Here is a 17,768-nt window from a genome sequence, read left to right as displayed (position 1 = left end):
TCAGCCATTGCGGTATCCGGTAGCCAGCGTTTCAGCGCTTGGGAGGTGCCTCTACCCCTGAAATCTGCATGACTCTTGCGGGCAGGCGCTCACCCTGGATGTGGATGGCGGCCACCTCTGCATTGAGCTGTTGCAGTTCCGCTGACGTAAAGGAGATCGCCGTCGCGCCCAGGTTTTCTTCCATGTGCGCCAATTTGGTGGTGCCTGGAATGGGCACGATCCATGGTTTTTGCGCCAGCAACCAGGCCAGGGCCAATTGGGCTGGCGTGGCACTTTTGCGTTGCGCCCAGGTTTGCACGACTCTGACCAAGGCCATATTGGCCGGCAAGGTGTCGGGGGCGAATCGCGGCACCACCGCACGGAAGTCCATCACCGGAGCGGATGCAAAGCGCGTGTCGGCCGTGACCGACCCGGTCAAGAAACCCATGCCCAAGGGGCTCCAGCATACGAAACCAATCCCCAGTTCCTCGCATATCGGAAGCACCTGGGCTTCCGGTCCGCGCCACACCATGGAGTATTCATTCTGGATCACGGTGAGGGGCTGCACAGCGTGCGCTCGGCGGATGGTTTGCACGCCGGGTTCGGACAAACCGAAGTGCAGCACTTTGCCTTCGGCGATCAAGTCTTTCACTGCGCCGGCTACATCTTCAATCGGGACCGCTGGGTCTACCCGGTGCTGGATCAGGATGTCGATGCGGTCGGTCCTGAGGCGCCGCAGCTGGGCTTCCACCACGCGCTTGATGTGTTCGGGGCGGCTGTTGAGGCCACCACTGCGTTGGCCGGTTGACGGATCAATATCAAAACCAAACTTGGTCTCCAGGACGATCTTGTCACGTATCCCCTGCAGCGCCTCGCCCACGATGTCTTCGGAGAGGAATGGCCCGTATGCCTCGGCCGTATCGATCAGCGTGACCCCCTGGTCCACGGCCCGCCGAACCAGACGGATCGCTTGAGGCCGGTCAAATGTGCTGCTGTAAGAGTCGGCGACCACGCCAGGCGTGGCCCCCGGCCGCCATTGGCAACCCAGCCCAACCGGAAATACTTCCACTGCTCCCAGTTTGCGCCGAAGCGTAGTGGTGGCTTGAGCGACCGTAGGTGTGTTGGCCGTACTGGCACAGGCAGAGAGCAGCCATGGCGCTATGCCCAGGCTGGCGGCCGTGGCCAGCCATTGGCGGCGCGCCATGCCATGGGGTTCTGTGGCGCAGGGGGTGTTCTTGTGGCGTGTGGGCATGGTGAAACTCCTATCTTGAAGACGCACGTGGAGGCATGGGGGCGATGGAAATGGCGTGCAATCAGATGTCGAGCCGCCGCCCTGCCATCCAGCGCACCATGGCCGGATCGCGGTGCGAAAAGAAGCTGCTGGTATTGGTGTCCAGTGCCGCGATGCGCGCCATGTCCGCCTCGTTCAGCTGAAAGTCGAACACGGCAAGGTTTTCCGCCATGCGCTCTTTGCGCACGGACTTGGCCAGCGCCGCTATGCCGCGCTGTACCAGCCAGCGCAAGATCACTTGTCCCACGGATTTGCCGTAACGGGCGCCGATGGCCGTCAGCACTTCGTTGTGGAACAGGTTGTTGCGGCCTTCGGCGAACGGGGCCCAGGCCTGCGCCTGTACGCCTTCTTCCTGCATGAAAGCCGCGCTGTCCAGCTGCTGCTGAAAGGGGTTGACCTCCACCTGGTTGACGGCAGGGGCAATCTCATTGAAGGCCTTGATGTCCATCAGCCGGTCTGTATGGAAGTTGCTCACGCCAATGGCGCGCAGCTTGCCTTCTCGATACGCGTCTTGCATGGCACGCCAGGAGCCATGTACATCCCCAAAGGGCTGGTGGATCAGGTACAGGTCCAGGTAGTCCAGCTGCAGGCGGGTCAGCGACTTGTCGATGGCCTGCCGGGTGCGCTCGTAGCCTGTGTCTTGCACCCACAGCTTGGTCGTGATGAACAGGTCCTGGCGGGCAATGCCACTTTGGCGGATGCCTTGACCAACTGCTGCTTCGTTGGTGTACGAGGCGGCCGTGTCGATGAGCCGATAACCCGTCTGGATGGCGTCCATCACACAGCGTGCGCATTCCTGTGCATCCGGTATCTGGAAGACGCCAAATCCCAGAATCGGCATCTTCACGCCGTTGTTCAAAGTTACTGTTTCCATGGTGGTCCTGTGCAGTTCGAATGGAGCAGACTTTAAGCAGGCAACTCGCATCTGAATAGATGCAAATCAATTGTTTGATTGGCATTCAAAAAGGGATAATTGGCAGCAAAAGGATCACGCTCCATGGCCATCAATGAACTGCGTTCCGTGTCCACATTTATCAAGGCGGCCGAGCTGGGCAGCCTGCGCAAAGCCGCACAGGCGCTGGACGTCAGCCCGCAGGCAGCAAGCAAGGCCTTGGCCCAACTGGAGAAGCATCTGCAGGCGCGGCTGTTTCATCGCACCACGCGGGTCATGTCCCTGACCGATGCCGGGCAGCGGCTTCTGGAAGATGTTCAGCCTGCGCTGCTGGGGGTGCAGCGCGCCCTGAAACGGGCCCAGGCCACCAAGGACGAAATCGCGGGGCCACTGCGCATTACCGGCCCCCGCACGACCTTCCAGCCCATTCTCTGGCCCGTCATAGAAGAGTTCTGTGAACGTTATCCCGGTATCCAGCCCGATGTGCTGCTGGAAGATCGTGTGGGCAATTGGGTGGAGGATAGGGTCGATGTGGGCTTTCACCTGGGCGCGTCACCCCATGAGGGCGTGATTGCCTGCAAGTTGTTTCCGCTGCAGTTGCTGGTGTGTGGCGCGCCTGCGTATTTCGAGCGCCACGGGGTGCCAGACTCTTTGGCCGCTTTGTCAGCGCACCGCTGCAGCGTGTTTCGGCACCCCGGCACCGGAAGACTCGCACCCTGGCATTTGAAGCTGGACGGGCAATTGCTCGAACAACCCGTGGTGCCCGCCATCATCAGCAACGATGAAACCCTGGAGCTGCACGCGGTCTTGTCCGGCAAAGTGCTGGGGCAGTTGGCAGGTGTCACCGCAGCTCCCTACATACGCAGCGGCAAGTTGGTACCGATTCTTTTGAACCATATGTCGGACTTTGCGAGCTACTTCGTGTACTTTGGCAGCCGGCAGTCACAACCAGCGCGCGCCCGGGCATTCGTTGACCTTGTTGTGGAGCGTCTCACGGACTGTCCGCAATTTGTGCTTTCAAACAAGGAGCTTGTGCGTGCCAAGAGCCAGCTGCCCAGCCTGTTGCGCACCTTGAAGAGCCAGAGCGGCTAGTACGGTTGCCTTTGCTTCGCAAGCACAATCCCCTCCGCCGGTCGGATTTGCGCGGCCCGCACGACCCCATACGTTATTGGAGACACGCATGCCATTTCACCGGGCATTTCCATTCGCCCTTTCGCTCATCGCTGCCAGTGCATTGCTGGCGGGCAGCGCCAGCTACGCGCAGGAGAGCATCCAGATCGCCAACATCCTTGAGCTGTCCGGCTCAGGCGCCACTGCGGGCACCAACTTCAGGAACGGCGTGGAGCTGGCGGTGAAAGAGATCAACGCCGCCGGCGGCATTCTGGGCAAGAAGGTGCAGACCACCAATGCCGACACCCAGAGCAATCCCGGCGTGGCCAAGGGCCTGACGCAGAAGGCGGTGGACAACGATGTGTTCGCCATCTTCGGCCCAGTGTTCTCGGGCTCCATCATGGTCAGCATGGCCGAGAGCCGCCGTGCCGGCATTCCCAATTTCACCGGTGGTGAGGCGGCCAGCATCACCGCCCAGGGCAACCCCTACATCTTCCGCACCACGGCCACCCAGGCCACCGCCATGCCCCAGGTGGCGCACTACATCAGCGAGCAAGCCCAGCTGAAGACCCTGGCCATCATCTACGTGAACAACGACTTCGGCAAAGGCGGGCTGGATATGCTGAAGAAGGCGCTGGAGAAATCCCCCACCAAAATCGTGGCCGAGATCTCCACCGAAGGCGGTCAGCTCGATTTCTCGGCCGCCGTGCTGCGCGCCAAGCAGAGCAATGCCGACGCGGTGTTTGTCTACACCTACGATGAAGAATCGGCCCGTGCCCTGCGCGAGTTGCGCAAGCAGGGCTGGAGCAAACCCATTGTGGGTGAAGGCACCCTCACCGCCCAGAAAGTGCTCGAGCTAGCGGGCGATGCCGCCAACGGTGCCATCGCCCACGTCAACCTGACGGTGGACGCGCCGCTGCCGGCCGTCCAGGCTTTTCGTGTCAAGTTCGAGCGCGAATACAAATACGTATCGGACCACAACGGCATGAAAGGTTATTCCGGTATGTACGTGCTGAAAACCGCGATCGAGAGGGTCGGCAAGCTGGACCGCCAGGCCGTGGCTGCTGCCCTGCACGGCATGAAGATCACGGCGGCCCAGCAGCCCGGTGTGTTGATGGACCTGGCGTTTGACGACAAGGGCGACCTGGACCGCGACAGCTTCATGGTCGAGGTGAAGAACGGCAAGCAGGTCGTCATTGCCACCGTGCCAGCCCTGGGCGCGGCTAAGAAATAAACCGCAGGACCCAGCCCCATGATCGATACCCAAAGAACCCTGGCCCGCAACCCGATTGCACCCTATGCGCTGCCCGGCGAGGAATGCCAGGCCTACAACAAGATCCACTGGAAGCTGGACCCGGAGCGCACCGTGCTGCTGGTGCACGACATGCAGAACTACTGGGTCGATCTGTTCGTGGACCCGGCGCCGTTGCTGGGCAATGTGGCGGCGCTGCTGGGCGGCTTTCGCCAGGCCCGGCTGCCGGTGGTGTTCTGCCGCGGCGAACGCGCGCCCTCGCGCTTCGAGCGCGGCCTGGGCCTGGCGGTCTGGGGCGACGGCCTGAACGCCGCCCATGTGCGGCCGCAAGATTGCGAAATTGCCAGCAGCCTGGCGCCGCGCGAGGACGAATATGTGGTCCACAAGCCGCGCCACAGCGCCTTCTTCCAGACCGAGCTGGAGCCGCTGCTGCGCAAGATGAACCGCGACCAGGTGGTCGTCTGCGGCGTGTTTGCCCATCACGGCGTGATGGTGTCTTGCATAGACGGCTATATGCGCAACTTCCAGATGACCATGGTGGCCGACGCCCTGGGCGACTACAGCGAAGCCGAGCACCGCATGGCCCTGCAATACGTGGCGCAGATGTGCGGCTCCACCAGTACGCTGGCCCGGGTAGGGGCTGCGTTGTTTCCTGCGGGCGGGGCGTAGTTTTGTTTTGCTACTTAATTCATAGTAGTTGGCGCAGGTGATATCTGCGCTGCAGCCCTGATTCTGTTTGATACAAAAGCTAAGACAAGGCTGCATTCGAAGCCGCCAAAAGTCCTGTAGCTCTCAAGAACAAGAAAATGGACTGCATATTCTTGCGAGTATGCTTTCGGCCCGGCCTTCCGTTGGACATAGATTGCTCCAAAGGTGCCACTGAAATGTTGCGGTGGTAGCTGGATCACCCTGGCAAGGGCGAATCATCTGTCGGCCGTCGTTGAAGCGTAGGCGCGCCGGGGACGTAATACGAACGAATTAGAGAGTATTTTGATCGACGCAACTTGTAGAGCGGGACGTGTTCGCTGTGTATTTTTAGCGTACCTGTTCGCGATCATGACCTTGCCTGCTGTTGCGAACGTCCCGAGCTGGGAGCAACTGCCGCAAAGCATGGCCGTGACTGGTCCGAGTGACCGCAGTTGGGCGTTGTCGCTCGCTGATCCGTTCGTGATCGACATTGGTGGGTCCGGCTACGCTTTTGGGGAGTATCAGCAGGACATTCGGGTTCGAGCGATCTATCTGGAAAAGCTGCGTGCGGCATGGGGTGTGCGTAGCCGGGCGGATCTGTTGCTCAGGTTGCAAGATTTGCGTGATCACGGCATGCATTCGGCCTACGAAAAGTTGCAGATGCGTATGCGTGAACCGGCCGATTGGCGAGCGTGGTTGAGGGCGCGTTATGAAGAATTTCTGGACCCACGCAACGAGCACAGGGCAGAGGTTGTCGGACGCGATGGGACACTTTTAGGTTCGGCCGGTGTACTTGCCTATGACATCAGTCGATATGTGAACCTTGTGCGGTGGGGTTATCAAGTTGGCTATCTGACGCAGAGTGAAGCATGGCTATTAGTCATGCCAACAGCGCGGTTAGCGCAATCGAGTTTTGATTCATGGGACGCCTATGGCACCAGCTTCCTGGTTGGTCGTGACTTCTGGAGTGGCGCGACGGCTGGTGATCCGCAGTCGGGCTTCATCAAAGCGATTCATGACCTGAAAACACTGCCGGATGGTGCCTGGCGGATTCACCCATGGGGACAACGGTTGGATCGCACCCCAATCCGCGCTGCGGATTTGGAAGTGGGTGACTCAATCGGTGCGCAGCCCGATCCGAACGTGATACGGCCCGGGCCGAACCTTGTGGACGTTAAGGGAGCGGGCATCGAGCAATGGGCGGTAGACGTTCAGGCGGGCCCGGCTGCGACGGCGGCAGCGCTATTGATCGATGGCAACGTTGTTGAGCTAGAGCAACTGCTGAGAAAAGCGGCAAGCGGCAGTGCGCGTGATGTGGCTGGGCGCTGGAAGCGGTCGCAGGTATATGCCGGAATCGCAAGTGTGTTTCCGGACGATGTCAATCATCCGCTGTGGTCTGCTTTGGATCGCACGACCGCCGGCTGGGTGAAGCAACGGCCTGCTTCTCATATGGCTGCCATGGCGCGTGCGCAATATTGGATCTCTCACGCTTGGGCCGTGCGAGGTAATGGCTACCCCTCCGCACCGTCGATCGAAATGCTGCAGGCATTTCAGAGGGATCTTAGCCTTGCTGAAAAAGTGGTCGATGTGCATGGGCGAGCTTTCCCGAAGGTCGTTGCCGAGGAGCCACATTGGGCTGTGCTGCGTATCAAGCTCGCTAATTTGCAAGGGCGTGAAAAGACGGAGATCTATCAGCAGGCTATGACCGCGTTGAAGCGCCATCCCGATTACGACCCGATCGCATCGGAGACGGCCCTAGCCCTGAATCCGGTCTGGGGCGGAACACAGGCCGTCTCGCAGGCTTTTATCGAAGAGGCCATGGTTTTGAGCCGCCCCTTCTCTGGCGAACAGCGGCGCGCACAGATTGCACTCCACCTCGCACGCAATGCCGGTTTGCAACAAGCCCTGCTTTTGGCGCAGGCGGGCTTTACGTGGGAGCAGGTTAAGCCGTCTATCGATGAAGTCATAGCGCGCTTTCCAGACGCTTTCAACATCAATGCTGCGCGCGTGTTGGCCTGCATTTCGGATGACCCAATGCGCGCTCGTCCCTATTTCCTGCGCTTGCAGGGTCATATTCAACCCGTCACTTGGTACGACGATCCGTGGTACGTCGGTCAATGCGCTGTAAAGGCTGGAACGCCTTTGGTCGGACATGCACCTTGGCCAGAAGATGTGTCTGAGCCCGTACCAACTGTGCCAATCAAGTCACTCCGGCAGTCCTTAATGATCATCACTGGTGGCATTGTTCTGGCGTTGCTGGCATATCTGCGCTTCAGAAGATTGCGTGCACCTGTCGAGCCTGAGCAGGACGAGCCGGGTGATGACGAACCACGCCAGCTTTGATTGACGTATTGGGTCAGGGGATCGGTGTGCATGCAACACGCGCTTACTCTTGGGATTTCACGTTTCATTGCAGCTTGTACCGGTTTGATAGTAAATATTTCGCAAATACTACAGATCCTGTGCATGCCATCGCTGTCCAATTACTACTGAATTCATAGCTACCCCCGCAGGTACTATCTGCGCCACAGCCTTGTTTACCCGGAGCCGCAGAACATGCACGTCAACGTCCAACGCGGTGCCTACCGCATAGCTACCGACCCCGCCAGCCTGGACATGGTGGCCGTCCATGCCTACCTCACGCGCAGCTACTGGTCGCCGGGTATTGTGTTCGAGCGGGTGCAGCGCGCGGCGGCGAACTCGCTGTGCTTTGGGCTGTTCCACGGCGCCGAGCAGGTGGGCTTTGCGCGGGTGGTGACCGACAAGACGACTTTTGCCTATCTGGCCGATGTGTATGTGCTGGAGGCGCACCGGGGCCAGGGCCTGTCGAAATGGCTGGTGCAAACCATATTGGCCCACCCGGAACTGCAGGGCCTGCGCCGCTTTCTGCTGGCCACGGCCGATGCGCATGGGCTGTATGCGCAGTTCGGCTTTGAGCCCTTGGCCAAGCCAGAGCGGATGATGCAGATCCTCGCGCAGTAGGCGGGGCCAGCAAATCCGGGACAATGCGGGCCATTTGATTTTTTCCACAGCCCATGCCATGACCGATACCAACGATAACAACGCCACCGCTGATACCAACGCCGCTAGCTCCGCTCCCGCCCTGCCCGACCACCTGTCTGCCGACCCACGCAGCCCTTTCCACGTGGCTGCCGTGTTCGAGCATGACATCGGCATCCGCCTGAACGACAAGGAGCGTTCGGACGTGGAGGAATACTGCATCAGCGAAGGCTGGGTGAAGGTGCCCTCCGGCAAGACGCGCGACCGCCATGGCCGCCCGCTGCTGATGAAGATCAAGGGCAAGGTCGAAGCCTATTACCGCTGATTCCACGGCCACCAGCAGGCCAGTCGGCCAACAGCCTAGTGGCACGTTCTGCATAGGTTGTGAGCGGGCCTTGGCTTTGCACACGCACTGCGGGTATCACAGCACCCGGTAGACCTGGCCGGTTTGCCCGCCTTCCACGCTGCGCTGGTAGGCCATAGCCACGCGCGCCGCGGGCACCGATTCGAAGCCCGCGAAATAGGGGCCGTAGGTGGGCAAGGATTCGGTGAGCACTGTGGCGCTGACGGCGTTGATGCGCAGGCCGCGTGGCAGCTCAATGGCGGCAGCGGCCACAAAGCCTTCGATGCCTGCATTGACCGCCGTGGCGTTGGCGCCATAGCGGATCGGCTCGGTGGACAGGATGCCGCTGGTCAGCGTGACCGAGCCACCGTCGTTCAGGTAGCGTTGGGCCAGCAAGGCCAGCTGCACCTGGCCCAGTAGCTTGTCTTGCAGGCCGATGTTGAACTGTTCTGCCGTCATCTGGCTCAACGGGCCGAAGTGCACATTACCGGCGGCGCTGACGATGGCGTCCACCTTGCCCACGCGCTCCATCAGGGCCTCCAGGCTGGCGGGCTGGGCCAGATCGGCCTGGTAGTCGCCGCTGTTGCGGCCGACGCTGACGATGGTGTGGCGGGCGGCCAGATTGGCTTTCACTGCTTGGCCTACGGTGCCGTTGGCGCCGATCAAGAGGATTTTCATGGGGTGTTCCTGGGTTTAGAAGTTAAGAAGCCTGGATTGTTTTGCAAATGCAGGACTACATAAAGTAGTTAATACTTCGCTATCTACTAAGCATTGGTTTGGAATAGCGATGGATAAATTCCGCAACATGGAAGTTATGGTGGCTGTGGTCGAAGGCGGCAGCTTCGCCGCTGCAGCCCGGCAGCTGGACATTTCGGCGGTGATGGTGGGCAAGCACATCCAGTCGTTGGAAACGCACCTGGGCGCCCGACTGCTGCAGCGCAGCACCCGGCAGCACAGCCTGACCGACGTGGGCCGCAGCTTCTACGAGGACAGCAAACGCGTACTGGAACAGGTGCGCTGGGCCGAGTCGGCGGTAGAGCGCAGCCGGGCCGCGCCGCAAGGCCTGCTGCGGGTCAGCGCGCCCACCACCTTGGGCAACCAGGTGGTTGCTCCGCTGGTGGCCGGGTTTTTACTGGACAACCCGCAAGTGCGGGTGGACCTGCAGCTCAGCGACGGGCTGGTCGATCTGGCCGGCGATGGCATCGACGTGGCGGTGCGCATCGGCCCGGTGGCCGACGAAGGCCTGGTGGCGCGGCCACTGCAGCCCTACCGCATGGTGATTGCCGCGGCACCCGCTTACCTGCAGCGGCACGGCCGACCGCAGCGTGCCGTCGACTTGGTGCAGCACACCTGCCTGCGCCACGCGGTATGGCATAGCCGTGCCGATTGTTTGTTGCGCGAGGACGGCAAAACCGTGGACTGGCCCGATCAGTCGCGCTTTGTTTGCAACCAGGGTGACAGCTTGCGTATCGCTGCGCTGCAGGGCCTGGGCCTGGTATTGCAGCCCGAGGTGTTGCTGGCCGACGACCTGGCCAGCGGCCGCCTGGTGGCCGTGCTGCCCGATTGCGTGCCCGCAGCCCGGCCGGCGCATCTGGTGTACCTGCCGGACCGGCGCCAGCTGCCCAAGCTCAGCCGCTTCATCAGCCACATGCTGCAGGCGTTGGGGGCTGAGGCCTAAATGGGGCTGTAGCGCAGGTAGATACTGCGCAAGTAGCTATTGAATCAATAGCGTCTGGAGTGTCTCAACGCCGACTGTGCAGGAAGTGCTGGAAGCGCCGCACACCGTCTGCCAGGCGCTGCGTATTGCTGGCAAAGCACCAGCGCAGGCAGGACTCACCTTCCGGCCCGAAGGCGCGGCCCGGCGCCAGGCCCAGCCCGGTGGCCTGCACCAGGTCCTTGCAGAAGGCCAGGCTGTCTGCTGCGGCGTCCATGTGAAAGAACAGATACATGGCGCCCTGGGGTTTGGACACTGTCAGCCCGTCCATGGTGGACAGCGCGCTATGCAGGTAGTCGCGGGCGGTGGCTAGGCGTTGCACAAACTGCTCCACCAGCGGCTCGCCGTCGCTTATGGCGGTGACAGCCGCCCGCTGCACAAAGCCGGGGGCGCAGCAGGTGTTGAACTCGATGAGCTTGGCCAGGTCGGCGCTCAGGCGTTCCGGCACCACCATCCAGCCCAGGCGCCAGCCGGTCATTTGCCAGGACTTGGAGAAGCTGTGTACGGAGATCAGCCTGTCGTCTGGCGTGCAGCGGGCCAGCCAGCTGTGTGCCTGGGGCGGTGTGTCGGCGCTGCGGTCGAACACCAGGCGTTCATACACGTCGTCGGCAATCAGCCAGATGCCATGCTGGCGGCAGTGCGCCAGCAGCGCGTCCTGCTGGTCGGGCGGCATAACCCAGCCGGTGGGGTTGTTGGGCGAGTTGACCAGCACGGCGCGCGTGCCCGGCGTCAGTGCCGTGAGCAGCGCGTCCAGGTCCAGCGTCCACCCGTGCTGCGCGTCCAGGTGCAGCGCCACCGTGTCCACCTGCGCGCCCAGCACGCGGGGGATTTCCACCAGGTTGGGCCACAGCGGGGTGACGGCCACCACGCGGTCGCCAGCTTCAATGACCAGCTGTGCGGCCAGCATCAGCGAGGAAATGCCACCGGAGGTGATGGCGATGCGTTCGGCCCCAATCGGCGTGTGGCGCCGGGTCAGGTAGTCCGCGATGGCCTGGCGCAGCGCGGGAATGCCCAGGTTGGGTGTGTAGAAGGTATCGCCGCCATCCAGCGCGGCCTTGGCCGCATCGCGGATGAAGGGGGCGGTGACCTGGTCGGGTTCGCCAAACCAGAAGGGCAACAGGTCCGTGCGGTGTGCGGCTGCGTCGGCCACAGCGCGGATACGAGAGGCCTGGATGTGCTGGACATTGTGGCGGGCCAGGGGTTGGTGTTGGAGCATGGTGGGGTGGTGGGGCAAGGGTGAAAAGCCGCCAAATTGTGCTTGCGCCGCGCTGAAATGTGCTTGCTTTTAGGGGCCTGTCAGCCCTAAGATTTTGGTGGAAACCACCAATAACCACATTGAAATAGAAAGACTCCACCCATGAGTGGTATTGATGAAGTTGATTTGGCTATTTTGAAAGCCCTGCAAGAAGACGGGCGTTTATCCAATGCCAAGCTTTCAGAGCAGATGCACCTGAGCGAGACGCCGTGTTGGCGCCGCGTGCGGCAGCTGGAGAGCAGTGGCTATATCGAGGACTACCAGGCCAATCTGAACCTGGACAAGCTGGGCTGGAAGATCCACGCTTTTGTGCTGGTCCGTTTCGAGAGCCATACCGCCAATGCGTTCGGGCTGTTTGAAGAGGTCATACAAAACAGTCCGCATGTTTTGCTGTGCCACCGCATCACGGGCGAGGCCGACTATTTGCTGCAGGTTATCGCCGTGGACCTGGATGACTACCGCAACTTTGTGGACAGCGTCCTGCGCAAACTGACAGGAATTGCGACGGTGCAGACCAATATTTCCCTGCAGAAAATAAAGTCCACGCACCGTATTCCCGTGCCCTCGAATGCATCAGCGGGCTGATGCCACTGTAAGAAAAATCACTGGCTGGCGCGGGCTATGCCGCTGGCGTTTGCCGTGGGGCTGGAGCTTTAAGCCTGCGCTAAGAAACCGAAGGGCTTAGCTGTTACAAGCCTGTATCGCCTGGCCACCCTTCGGTGGCGGGCACGCTACAGGAGTATCGCCATGGAACTGGACCCGCTAGACATCGTTGACCACGCCAAACCCGCCAGAAGGCCTACCAAGCGCCGCTGGCTGAACCCGGCGGTGGCTATCACCGTGGCGCTGCTGGCCACCTTTTTAGGCATCTGCAAGGTCAAGGACGACAACATCGTGCAGGGCATGCAGCAGGCCCAGGCCGACAAGCTGGACCACTGGCAGTTCTACCAGGCGCGCAATATGCGCGAAGAGATTGCCAACGCCACGCTGGCCCAGCTGCGCCTGCAGGCCATGGCCGTGACCGCGCCTGCCCAGCAGGCCGCCTACCAGCAGCAGATCAGCGCCTATGCGGCGCTGGCGCAGAAAGAAAACCAGAAGAAGGACGAGCTCAAAACCCAGGCCGAGCAAGACCAGAAGAGCTACGACGCGCTGAATTTCCGCGACGACCAGTTCGACCTGTGTGACGCGCTGATTGCCATCGCCATCTCCATGCTGGCCGTGGCCTCGCTCACGCAGCTCAGCAGCCTGTATTTGCTCAGCCTGGTGCCGGCGGGGTTCGGTGTGTTGATGGGCGTGTCGGGCCTGGTGGGGTTGGGTATCCACCCGGACGCGCTGATCAAGCTGCTAAGTTGAGTGGCTTTAATGTGGTTGTATGATGCAACTATATTGAAATAGCGAACTTGAGCCATGCCCGCCACATCCAGCACCCCCGCTTCTCTCGTTGACCATATCCGCAGCGCTGCGCGCCTGATGGTGCGCGAACTCGGCTTCATGCAGTCCACTCTGGCGGCCACGGATTACCCACCGTCGGCAGTGCACGCTATTTTGGAGATTGGTGCCCAGCGCACGCTGACGGCGGTGCAGCTGGGCGAGGTGCTGGGTCTGGAGAAGTCCAGCGTCAGCCGCATGGTGCGCAAGCTGGTGGATGCGGGCGAGCTGCAGGAGTCCGCCAGCGGTGACGATGGCCGGGTGAAATACCTGGCGCTGACGGCACAGGGCAAACGCAGCCTCAAGTCCATCCATGCCTACGGCCGCAAGCAGGTCTTGGGCGCGCTGGCGCAACTCACCGAAGCCCAGCAGCAGGCGGTGGCCGAGGGCCTGGCGGCCTATGCCCAGGCCTTGCAGGCGCGGCGCACGGGCATACCGGTGGTAGCGGGTTCGGCTTTGCAGATCGTGCAGGGCTACCAGCCCGGCGCGATAGGCCGTATCACGGAAATGCACGCCCGCTATTACAGCCGCAGCGTGGGTTTTGGCGCCTATTTCGAAGCCCGGGTGGCCAGTGGCCTGGCCGAGTTCAGTGCCCGCCTGGAGCAGCCGCGCAACGGCCTGTGGTTGGCCTTGCAGGCGGGGCGCATCGTGGGTTCGGTAGCGGTGGATGGTGAAGACCTGGGGTCGAACAAGGCGCATTTGCGCTGGTTCATCGTCGACGACGGCTTACGCGGCCTGGGCGCGGGCCGGCAACTGCTGGCCGAAGCCATGGCCTTCTGTGACCGCCAGGCTTTTACCGAAACCCATTTATGGACCTTCCAGGGGCTGGACGCTGCGCGCAAGCTGTACGAGACCTTTGGTTTTGCATTGGCCGAGCAATGGTCCGGGCAGCAATGGGGCACGCCGGTGGTGGAGCAGCGCTTCGTGCGCACCCTGCCAGCTACTTAAAGCGCTGCTGGTTTTGGTAGGCGCTACACCGCCGCACCAAACAGGCTACCCACCCCGGCCGTCACCGCCATGGCCAGCGCACCCCAAAAAGTGACACGCCATGCGCCCAGCCAGGGATGGGCCCCGCCCACGCGGGCCGCCACCGCTCCGAGCACGGCCAGGAAGAGCAGCGACATGCCTGCGATCCATAACGTCAGCCCCTGTGCAGGCGCCAGTGCTGCGACGGCCAGAGGCAGTACCGCGCCGACGGCAAAGCTGCCCGCCGATGCCCAGGCCGCTAGCAGAGGCCGCGCCGTGGCTATTTCCGAAATGCCAAGTTCGTCGCGCGCATGGGCGCCGATGGCATCGTGCACCATGAGTTGCTCTGCAACTTCGCGGGCCAGCTCGGGTGTCAACCCTCGGCTGGTGTAGATGGCCGTCAGCTCGCGCCGCTCGGCCACAGGGTCGGCTTCCAGTTCAGCGCGTTCCCGCGCCAGGTCGGCCCGCTCGGTATCTGCCTGGGAGTGCACCGACACATACTCTCCTGCTGCCATGGACATGGCTCCGGCGACCAGGCCAGCCACACCGGTCATCAGAATGTTGCCAATGCTGGATTGCGCCGCGGCGATGCCGACGATCAGGCTGGCGGTGGAGACGATGCCGTCGTTGGCACCCAGCACGGATGCCCGCAGCCAGCCAATGTGCTGGGTTCTGTGTCGTTCAATATGCCGCATGAAATTCCTTGGGTGGAAAGAGGAGCATTACAAACAAAAAAAGGCCGCCGGGTGCGCAGCATGGTTAGGACCAGGTTTCTTGGCTGGCTTTGCGCAGGGCTTGCGATGGCAATGGATTACAAGCGGTGAATATGAATGCAGCCTGAATCCAAACGGCCACGGCGACTTTCTTCAGCTTATCTTCATGTGAGGGGTATCCAATGCCTGCTTGGCTCCGTACAACTGACAAGGGATGCCCGGGATGGACTTCACCGCCGCCTTGGCCGGACCTTCGGCGAAGCCATGGAACGCCATCCATGGTTCACACACATTTGATCCAAACCCATACTATGACCTACCCCTGGACGCATAGTCTCACTTTGAGGAAAACAACATGATCCAACAAGCCACACCTCGCTACGACCGTCTCAGCCAGGCTTTCCATTGGCTCACGGCTATCGTCGTGACCATCGCGTTCATTCTCGGCCCCGGCGGCTTCGGGCGCATGATGCGCCAGGGTGTCGATCCCGCAACGCGAATCGATATCGTCTGGCACGAGTCCCTGGGCATTCTGGTGCTGGTGCTCACCCTGCTGCGCTTGCTGTGGGTTGCCTTTCGCCCGGCCGCGCCACAGTTCGAGATGAGCGGGGCCATGCACCTGGCCAGCAAACTCGGGCACATTGCCTTGTGGGTGCTGTTGCTGGCACTGCCAGTTACGGCCCTCCTGGCCCTGGGCAGCGAGAACCACCCTCTGACGCTGCTCGGCGGCATCCGCGTCGATCACATGCCCTGGATTGCCGACTCCGCCATCGCCGGACTGGCTGACTGGGGCGATGTGCACCAGTTCCTGGGCGACGCCATCATGTGGCTGGCCGGCCTGCATGCCGCTGCGGCCATCTTTCACCACGTGTTTTTGAAAGACGGGGTTTTGCTGGCGATGTTGCCCGGACGCAAGTGATGCGCAGTACGGGCCCGTTTTCAGGTTTGAAACCGTACCGTCACCCGCAGCCCTAGCGGCACGGCATCTGGATGCACATCTTCCAGCAGCACCTCGGCGTTGTGCTGCCGCGCAATCTCCTGCACGATGGACAGGCCCAGGCCCGAGCCATCGGCCTCGTTGCCTAGCGCGCGGTAGAAGGGCTGGAACACCAGCGCACGCTCTGCGGCGGGGATGCCGGGGCCGTTGTCCTCCACCTGCAGCTCGGCACCCTGGCCGGCGTTGGCCAGAGCGCGCACGGTGATGATGCCGGTGTGCGGTTCGTTGGACGGGGTGTAGTGGATGGCGTTTTCCACCAGGTTGCGCACCAGCTCTTTCAGCAGCGTGGGGTTACCCTGGATCTGCAGGCCGGGGCTACCGGCTTCGGCGCCGTCGTAGCCCAGGTCGATGCGTTTTTCCAGCGCGCGGGGCACGCAGTCACGTACTACCTCCATGGTCAGCCGGGCCAGGTCGCAGTCCTGCAGCGTCAGGCTGACGCCGCCGTTCTCGGCCCGGGCCAGGGCCAGCAGCTGGTTCACGGTGTGGGTGGCGCGGATGCTGGAGCGGCCGATCTGCTGTAGCGAACGTTTCAGCTCGGCCGTGCTGGTGCCTTCGCGCTGCGCCAGGTCGGCCTGCATGCGCAGCCCGGCTAGCGGGGTTTTCAGCTGGTGGGCGGCGTCGGCCAGAAAGCGCTTTTGCGTGGCGATGGAGTCCTTCAGACGGGTCAGCAGGTCGTTCACCGACGAGACCAGTGGCGCCACTTCCAGTGGCACGGCCTTTTCGTCCAGCGGGCTCAGGTCGTCCGAGGTGCGGGCGCGGATGCGGTCCTCCAGGCGCTTTAGCGGGCGGATGCCGCGCGCCAGCGCCAGCCACACCAGCAGCACGGCCAGCGGCAAGATGACGAACTGCGGCAGCATCACGCCCTTGATAATTTCGGCCGCCAGCACCGAGCGCTTTTCCCGCGTTTCGGCCACTTGCACCAGGGCCAGCTGGCTACCGGCAATGTCCAGCTTGATCCACAGATAGGCCACGCGCACGTCCAGGCCGCGCATCTCGTCGTCGCGCAGATGCACCGGGCCTTCAGCGGGCCTTTCATCGGCCGGCGGCAGCGGTAGGTCGGTATCGCCGCTGAGCAGTTCGCCACGCACGCCACGTACCTGGTAGTAGACCTGGTCGGAGTCGTCGGCGCGCATGATTTCGCGTGCCGGCAGCGGTAGGTTGAACTGCGCGTGGTCGGGCTGGGCCACCACCAGCAGCTGCGACAGCGCCTGCACGTTGTATTCCAGCGCCCGGTCAAACGGTTTGCCGGCAATGCCCTGGGCCACCAGCCAGGTCAGCGCCAGGCTGACCGGCCACAGCAACAGCAAGGGCGTGAGCATCCAGTCCAGGATTTCGCCGAAAAGCGAGCGTTGTTCGCGCTGGAAGATTTTCACGGCGATGGCGTTAGCGGGTGGGGCACCTGCGCATCTTAGCGACGCTGCCCTATGCCAAGCTTACGTGTTCACCCTGTGCTCAGCTTGTGGTTTAACCCGCGTATGAAACGGCCCGCATGCGGCCCGTTGCACACAAATCTCCTTCATTTGCAGGACAAGCGGTTACAGCTGCTTTCGTAAATTGCCTAGGCGCACGGGATAGGGGCGCATTTCGCGGCAAACTGCGGCCCTCCACAAGGTCCACGCCCACCCCATGCCCACCGATTTGACCGCCCTGCTCCAAGCATTCACCAGCACGAGCCGCCTGTACGAGTTGACACTGGGCGCGCCAGAAGCCGCCTCCAGTAAGACCCCCAGCCTGCTGGTAGAAGCCTTCGCGGCCAGCGAGTCGCTGCACAGCGTAGGCAGCCGCGACATCATCGCCCTGAGCACCCAGGCCGACATCGCCACCGACCAACTGCTGGGCCAACGCGCCAGCCTGCAGACCAGCCTGTCCGACGGCAGCCGCACCCCCTTCACCGGCCTGGTGGTGCAAGCCGCCCAGCTGGGCAGCTTCGGCGGCCTGGCCCGCTACCACCTGCGCGTGGCACCCTGGATCTGGCTGCTGGGCCAGTCGCGCAGCAGCCGGGTCTGGCAAGACATGTCCACCACCCAGATCGTGGACGCCGTCTTCCAAAGCTACCAGGCCGTCGCCGCCTGGCGCTGGAGCGACGAAGTTGGCCCCTTCCTGCGCAACACCCAGGGCAACACCCCCCAGCGCAGCTACTG

19 protein-coding genes are annotated in these 17,768 nt (G+C 62.2%); 13 read left to right on the top strand and 6 right to left on the bottom strand.

Annotated features, from left to right (window positions below; all coding sequences use genetic code 11):
• Positions 1–31: 31 nt before the first annotated feature.
• Positions 32–1,231, bottom strand: coding sequence for an aldo/keto reductase (locus AC07R0_RS14680; protein WP_495105375.1), 1,200 nt, complete (start codon positions 1,229–1,231; stop codon positions 32–34).
• 61 nt (positions 1,232–1,292) lie between these two features.
• Positions 1,293–2,144, bottom strand: a complete 852-nt coding sequence (locus tag AC07R0_RS14675) for an aldo/keto reductase (protein ID WP_495105374.1) — start codon at positions 2,142–2,144, stop codon at positions 1,293–1,295.
• Between the two features lie 123 nt (positions 2,145–2,267).
• Between AC07R0_RS14675 and AC07R0_RS14670 the strand changes: the two genes are divergently transcribed.
• The 6 genes from AC07R0_RS14670 (at position 2,268) to AC07R0_RS14645 (ending at position 8,536) form a co-directional block, all read left to right on the top strand.
• On the top strand, positions 2,268–3,254 hold the full coding sequence (locus AC07R0_RS14670; RefSeq protein ID WP_495105373.1) for a LysR family transcriptional regulator: 987 nt from the start codon (positions 2,268–2,270) through the stop codon (positions 3,252–3,254).
• A gap of 88 nt (positions 3,255–3,342) precedes the next feature.
• Positions 3,343–4,506, top strand: coding sequence for an ABC transporter substrate-binding protein (locus AC07R0_RS14665; protein ID WP_495105372.1), 1,164 nt, complete (start codon positions 3,343–3,345; stop codon positions 4,504–4,506).
• Positions 4,507–4,524: 18 nt separating this feature from the next.
• Entirely contained in the window at positions 4,525–5,193 is a 669-nt protein-coding gene (locus AC07R0_RS14660) for an isochorismatase family protein (protein WP_495105371.1), read from the top strand.
• A gap of 387 nt (positions 5,194–5,580) precedes the next feature.
• Entirely contained in the window at positions 5,581–7,554 is a 1,974-nt protein-coding gene (locus AC07R0_RS14655; RefSeq protein ID WP_495105370.1) for a DUF1266 domain-containing protein, read from the top strand.
• A 213-nt stretch (positions 7,555–7,767) separates the two neighbouring features.
• Positions 7,768–8,193: a GNAT family N-acetyltransferase gene (locus AC07R0_RS14650; protein WP_495105369.1), complete on the top strand. Its 426-nt coding sequence runs from the start codon at positions 7,768–7,770 to the stop codon at positions 8,191–8,193.
• A gap of 58 nt (positions 8,194–8,251) precedes the next feature.
• Complete coding sequence (locus tag AC07R0_RS14645) at positions 8,252–8,536, top strand: DUF3297 family protein (protein ID WP_495076920.1); 285 nt, start codon at positions 8,252–8,254, stop codon at positions 8,534–8,536.
• Between the two features lie 96 nt (positions 8,537–8,632).
• Here AC07R0_RS14645 and AC07R0_RS14640 read toward each other — a convergent pair whose 3' ends face one another.
• Positions 8,633–9,232, bottom strand: coding sequence for a short chain dehydrogenase (locus tag AC07R0_RS14640; protein WP_495099789.1), 600 nt, complete (start codon positions 9,230–9,232; stop codon positions 8,633–8,635).
• 109 nt (positions 9,233–9,341) lie between these two features.
• On the opposite strand from AC07R0_RS14640, the gene AC07R0_RS14635 reads away from it, so the two are divergent.
• Positions 9,342–10,232: a LysR family transcriptional regulator gene (locus tag AC07R0_RS14635; protein WP_495105368.1), complete on the top strand. Its 891-nt coding sequence runs from the start codon at positions 9,342–9,344 to the stop codon at positions 10,230–10,232.
• A 64-nt stretch (positions 10,233–10,296) separates the two neighbouring features.
• Here AC07R0_RS14635 and AC07R0_RS14630 read toward each other — a convergent pair whose 3' ends face one another.
• A complete protein-coding gene (locus AC07R0_RS14630; RefSeq protein WP_495105367.1) occupies positions 10,297–11,484 on the bottom strand; it encodes a pyridoxal phosphate-dependent aminotransferase in 1,188 nt (395 codons plus the stop codon).
• Positions 11,485–11,625: 141 nt separating this feature from the next.
• On the opposite strand from AC07R0_RS14630, the gene AC07R0_RS14625 reads away from it, so the two are divergent.
• The 3 genes from AC07R0_RS14625 to AC07R0_RS14615 all read left to right on the top strand — a co-directional run bounded on the left by AC07R0_RS14625 (position 11,626) and on the right by AC07R0_RS14615 (position 13,899).
• Positions 11,626–12,108, top strand: a complete 483-nt coding sequence (locus tag AC07R0_RS14625) for an Lrp/AsnC family transcriptional regulator (protein ID WP_495105366.1) — start codon at positions 11,626–11,628, stop codon at positions 12,106–12,108.
• Positions 12,109–12,270: 162 nt separating this feature from the next.
• Positions 12,271–12,876 carry a DUF4337 domain-containing protein gene (locus AC07R0_RS14620; protein ID WP_495105365.1) on the top strand — a complete coding sequence of 202 codons (606 nt, stop codon included), beginning with the start codon at positions 12,271–12,273 and terminating at the stop codon, positions 12,874–12,876.
• Between the two features lie 54 nt (positions 12,877–12,930).
• Positions 12,931–13,899: a bifunctional helix-turn-helix transcriptional regulator/GNAT family N-acetyltransferase gene (locus AC07R0_RS14615; RefSeq protein WP_495105364.1), complete on the top strand. Its 969-nt coding sequence runs from the start codon at positions 12,931–12,933 to the stop codon at positions 13,897–13,899.
• Positions 13,900–13,922: 23 nt separating this feature from the next.
• On the opposite strand, the gene AC07R0_RS14610 is transcribed toward AC07R0_RS14615, so the two are convergent.
• Positions 13,923–14,612 carry a VIT1/CCC1 transporter family protein gene (locus AC07R0_RS14610; protein ID WP_495105363.1) on the bottom strand — a complete coding sequence of 230 codons (690 nt, stop codon included), beginning with the start codon at positions 14,610–14,612 and terminating at the stop codon, positions 13,923–13,925.
• Between AC07R0_RS14610 and AC07R0_RS14605 the strand changes: the two genes are divergently transcribed.
• Together AC07R0_RS14605 and AC07R0_RS14600 are read left to right on the top strand one after the other, a co-directional pair.
• The gene (locus tag AC07R0_RS14605) at positions 14,611–14,802 is read left to right on the top strand and encodes a hypothetical protein (protein ID WP_495105362.1); all 192 of its coding nucleotides are present in this window, start codon (positions 14,611–14,613) and stop codon (positions 14,800–14,802) included. The genes AC07R0_RS14610 and AC07R0_RS14605 overlap by 2 nt on opposite strands.
• 183 nt (positions 14,803–14,985) lie before the next feature.
• Positions 14,986–15,549 carry a cytochrome b gene (locus AC07R0_RS14600; RefSeq protein ID WP_495076912.1) on the top strand — a complete coding sequence of 188 codons (564 nt, stop codon included), beginning with the start codon at positions 14,986–14,988 and terminating at the stop codon, positions 15,547–15,549.
• A 20-nt stretch (positions 15,550–15,569) separates the two neighbouring features.
• Here the strand turns inward: AC07R0_RS14600 and AC07R0_RS14595 are convergent, their stop codons facing one another.
• Positions 15,570–17,000, bottom strand: coding sequence for a sensor histidine kinase (locus AC07R0_RS14595; protein WP_495105361.1), 1,431 nt, complete (start codon positions 16,998–17,000; stop codon positions 15,570–15,572).
• Between the two features lie 253 nt (positions 17,001–17,253).
• Between AC07R0_RS14595 and AC07R0_RS14590 the strand changes: the two genes are divergently transcribed.
• Positions 17,254–17,768: contractile injection system protein, VgrG/Pvc8 family (locus AC07R0_RS14590; protein WP_495105360.1), on the top strand; the 515-nt coding region annotated here is incomplete at its 3' end.

It is taken from the genome of Rhodoferax sp. GW821-FHT07F03 (assembly GCF_059418745.1).
The sequence above is the reverse complement of the archived record's forward strand: the minus strand, read 5'-3'. Positions and strand labels throughout refer to the sequence as shown.

What these genes read in the sequence shown, in the direction of transcription:
- AC07R0_RS14680 (WP_495105375.1), bottom strand. Translation starts at nt 1,231, where the DNA reads ATGCCCACACGCCACAAGAACACCCCCTGCGCCACAGAACCCCATGGC.
- AC07R0_RS14675 (WP_495105374.1), bottom strand. Translation starts at nt 2,144, where the DNA reads ATGGAAACAGTAACTTTGAACAACGGCGTGAAGATGCCGATTCTGGGA.
- AC07R0_RS14670 (WP_495105373.1), top strand. Translation starts at nt 2,268, where the DNA reads ATGGCCATCAATGAACTGCGTTCCGTGTCCACATTTATCAAGGCGGCC.
- AC07R0_RS14665 (WP_495105372.1), top strand. Translation starts at nt 3,343, where the DNA reads ATGCCATTTCACCGGGCATTTCCATTCGCCCTTTCGCTCATCGCTGCC.
- AC07R0_RS14660 (WP_495105371.1), top strand. Translation starts at nt 4,525, where the DNA reads ATGATCGATACCCAAAGAACCCTGGCCCGCAACCCGATTGCACCCTAT.
- AC07R0_RS14655 (WP_495105370.1), top strand. Translation starts at nt 5,581, where the DNA reads ATGACCTTGCCTGCTGTTGCGAACGTCCCGAGCTGGGAGCAACTGCCG.
- AC07R0_RS14650 (WP_495105369.1), top strand. Translation starts at nt 7,768, where the DNA reads ATGCACGTCAACGTCCAACGCGGTGCCTACCGCATAGCTACCGACCCC.
- AC07R0_RS14645 (WP_495076920.1), top strand. Translation starts at nt 8,252, where the DNA reads ATGACCGATACCAACGATAACAACGCCACCGCTGATACCAACGCCGCT.
- AC07R0_RS14640 (WP_495099789.1), bottom strand. Translation starts at nt 9,232, where the DNA reads ATGAAAATCCTCTTGATCGGCGCCAACGGCACCGTAGGCCAAGCAGTG.
- AC07R0_RS14635 (WP_495105368.1), top strand. Translation starts at nt 9,342, where the DNA reads ATGGATAAATTCCGCAACATGGAAGTTATGGTGGCTGTGGTCGAAGGC.
- AC07R0_RS14630 (WP_495105367.1), bottom strand. Translation starts at nt 11,484, where the DNA reads ATGCTCCAACACCAACCCCTGGCCCGCCACAATGTCCAGCACATCCAG.
- AC07R0_RS14625 (WP_495105366.1), top strand. Translation starts at nt 11,626, where the DNA reads ATGAGTGGTATTGATGAAGTTGATTTGGCTATTTTGAAAGCCCTGCAA.
- AC07R0_RS14620 (WP_495105365.1), top strand. Translation starts at nt 12,271, where the DNA reads ATGGAACTGGACCCGCTAGACATCGTTGACCACGCCAAACCCGCCAGA.
- AC07R0_RS14615 (WP_495105364.1), top strand. Translation starts at nt 12,931, where the DNA reads ATGCCCGCCACATCCAGCACCCCCGCTTCTCTCGTTGACCATATCCGC.
- AC07R0_RS14605 (WP_495105362.1), top strand. Translation starts at nt 14,611, where the DNA reads ATGAAATTCCTTGGGTGGAAAGAGGAGCATTACAAACAAAAAAAGGCC.
- AC07R0_RS14610 (WP_495105363.1), bottom strand. Translation starts at nt 14,612, where the DNA reads ATGCGGCATATTGAACGACACAGAACCCAGCACATTGGCTGGCTGCGG.
- AC07R0_RS14600 (WP_495076912.1), top strand. Translation starts at nt 14,986, where the DNA reads ATGATCCAACAAGCCACACCTCGCTACGACCGTCTCAGCCAGGCTTTC.